The sequence below is a fragment of the Bacillus haikouensis genome (genome assembly GCF_013179555.1).
In the GTDB taxonomy this organism is placed as follows: Bacteria; Bacillota; Bacilli; order Bacillales; family Bacillaceae_B; genus Rossellomorea; species Rossellomorea haikouensis_A.
In genome coordinates this window covers 1-2,615 of record NZ_JABMCR010000422.1, presented here as the reverse complement: position 1 = coordinate 2,615, position 2,615 = coordinate 1, and the positions used below count along the sequence as shown (strand labels likewise).

General features: G+C 32.7%; 4 protein-coding genes and 1 pseudogene. 2 read left to right on the top strand and 3 right to left on the bottom strand.

Features of this window, described 5'->3' with window-relative positions:
• Positions 1 to 430 (top strand): annotated as a pseudogene (locus HP456_RS22545) (N-acetylmuramoyl-L-alanine amidase family protein); the annotation flags it as partial.
• A 162-nt stretch (positions 431 to 592) separates the two neighbouring features.
• Here HP456_RS22545 and HP456_RS22540 read toward each other — a convergent pair.
• The gene (locus HP456_RS22540) at positions 593 to 763 is read right to left on the bottom strand and encodes a hypothetical protein (RefSeq protein ID WP_172255257.1); all 171 of its coding nucleotides are present in this window, start codon (positions 761 to 763) and stop codon (positions 593 to 595) included.
• Between the two features lie 247 nt (positions 764 to 1,010).
• Here HP456_RS22540 and HP456_RS22535 point away from each other — a divergent pair, with 247 nt between their 5' ends.
• Positions 1,011 to 1,694 carry a hypothetical protein gene (locus HP456_RS22535; protein ID WP_172255255.1) on the top strand — a complete coding sequence of 228 codons (684 nt, stop codon included), beginning with the start codon at positions 1,011 to 1,013 and terminating at the stop codon, positions 1,692 to 1,694.
• Between the two features lie 185 nt (positions 1,695 to 1,879).
• Here the strand turns inward: HP456_RS22535 and HP456_RS22530 are convergent, their stop codons facing one another.
• Positions 1,880 to 2,038, bottom strand: a complete 159-nt coding sequence (locus tag HP456_RS22530; protein ID WP_172255253.1) for a hypothetical protein — start codon at positions 2,036 to 2,038, stop codon at positions 1,880 to 1,882.
• 119 nt (positions 2,039 to 2,157) lie between these two features.
• Positions 2,158 to 2,352, bottom strand: a complete 195-nt coding sequence (locus HP456_RS22525; protein ID WP_172255251.1) for a hypothetical protein — start codon at positions 2,350 to 2,352, stop codon at positions 2,158 to 2,160.
• Positions 2,353 to 2,615: the final 263 nt, after the last annotated feature.

Here is a 2,615-nt window from a genome sequence, read left to right as displayed (position 1 = left end):
TGTTGCAGGACATTTACCTAAAGGGTATGGATTCCCGCAGACTGTGCGTAAAGTAAGAGTGGACGATGCGTGGCAATACGAGGTTAAAAATAGTAAGGGAGAAACGTACTATCTTACTGCATCGAATGAATTTGTCACGGTCGAACATACGCCTGCGACATCCACTGCAAAGAAGCCAGCGACACCAAAACCTAATGGTCCTCATGTAATTGGAGAAATTATGATCGTCAATGTACGATCATCTGCTATTATTCAAGATCGACCGGATAGAAACAATTCTAAAAACATAGGTACGATTCGAAAAGGTAGAACAATTCAGGTTACCGGATCAGTAGGAGGGAAAAACAGTTCCTCCGGTTATTGGGAAGTGGTTTACAAAGGACAAAGTGGGTATATAACAGGAGAGTTTGGTGAATATTGCCCCTATTAAGAGACAAAAGGAAATTATCACAAGATTGACATAAACTAGAACCCTCTTCATAAATTGGAGAGGGTTTAGCCGATTTTTAGAATATTAGGGGCTAACTTACTGATTCTGATTAATCTGAAGTTGAAGAAAGCTTAATTCAACTCATTTAGAATTGTTATTTGATTAAGGTTTCTCTCTGCTGCTGTTCCAATTAATAAGCAAAATACTAACTATGCCCCCAAGCTGAAACATAATTGCATAATTGAGGTCACCGTTGTCAACGAAAAGTAGTTGATAAATAAATATAATTATAGATATTACTGATAATATAAGTAGTGCTTTTTTTCCACTCATTTATATATCCTCCTAGAAGCTCCCACATATTATAATATATCTCCTTCCTATTAGAGTAAGTGAATAAGTGAATTTTGAAAACGATAAATTCAATTTATTCCCAAAAGAATATTAAAATGTATATAGACTAGTATTATCTTAAAAATCTAAGATAAAGACAAAATAACTTGAAAATAACTAAAAATACCATTTTTGTAAAAAAAAGATATTTTGTGGTATATTTGGACTATCAAAGAGGAGGGGTAATATGTTTAAAAAGTCAGTGGTAGTTCTTTTGTGCAGTACAATGTTGGCAACTCCTGCATTGGCATCTGCATCAGAGAACGACTTACTAAAAAATCAGACAGATAGCATAAAATTAGAAGTTGGAGGTGATAATTTTACATTCACTACATATGAAACAGATAATCTCAAAATGGTGAAGGTTGAAGATGAAAAAGGGGAAGAACAGTCAAAAGCAATATACAATGAGTCAACAGACGAATTATATATCAATGGTGAAAAGCAAAATCCAGAAGAAGTTATAGATTTTTCCGGATTAGAAAATGCTGAACTTCCTAAAATTAGTGAGGATGGAGTTGGAACAAAAGCAATTGAGTATCCAGGTGATCCAGGATCTTCTTGGAGTTACAAAACTTCTTTTACTAAAACATTTAGTCCTTTTGCTTTAGCACCTACAATATTAGCGACCTTATTAGTTTCCGCATCATTAGATACTAAAACATTAAGAAATAGAGCTATGGTATTAACTGCTATAACCGGTGTTATGGCACTTTCAACATCTTTATCAAAAATATTTAAAGTAAGAGTATATAAGCGCTGGTGGGATAGAGAGTATCCAATGGCAGATAGATGGGAATACAGAGTAATAATTAATGTTTATAATTCTAAGGGTAGTTTTCTTAGAGGGATTGATTTTGAATGTTATTAAGACAAACACTTATTTAGGATTGAAGTAGAATACTATTTTTGTAAATACTTTACTAAAATAATAATAAGGGAGAGGGGAGACTCAATGATGGAGATCCCTTTTCCTTTTTCATTATAGAGTAATGCCGTGCATTTCCTCCTTGAAGACTGTTAGTTTCGACAAGTATTTATAAAACCACTTTCAGATTAAACCTCATCGTAATCAAACCGAACCATTGCTTCTAACTCTTCAACTTTTTCTATACACTTTGCCACATGTATTAATAAATCCTTATTAGTTAGCTTTCCATCATCAATTGCCAACCCTAAATTTATTAGCTTCTCCTTTAGCATTATTAACTCCATTCGACTCACCTCTGATATTTTTGTTTTATTTCACTTTTCTAAGCACACAACTTTTTTTAGAAATTAAATAAGCACTCTCTAAAGAGTACTCAGGTGATTTCTTAAATTTAGGATTCCATTTACTTAAGGAGTCTATTATCAAAAAATGAATATTTTTTTACAATTTCCTCGAAAGTTCCTTCATCAATGTATGGCTGATTCGACTTATCTGGACAATCCATGTGGAGTACAGTGTGTGCTCTGTTTAATACTACTTGATCAGTGGGTAAGTATGCCTTTTGACAATTTGGACAGTAAATTTTTTTCTTCTTCATTATAGTGTCACCTCCTTTTCTTCCTTTCTTTAGTATTACGACAAATGTAAATGATTTCCTTTATTTAATTTTAAATAATCAAGGGGAAAGAAATAATTAGCTAAAAAGGAAGTAATTATATATTAGGATCCCATGTAATAATCAAAGTCTTTACTCCTAAAAAAGCATAAAAAAGCCTCCTTCATTTGAAGTAGGCTTTAATTAAGTATTAATTATATATAGTAATCGAAGTGGAAACTAATCCAGCATAGTCTGTTCTGGCC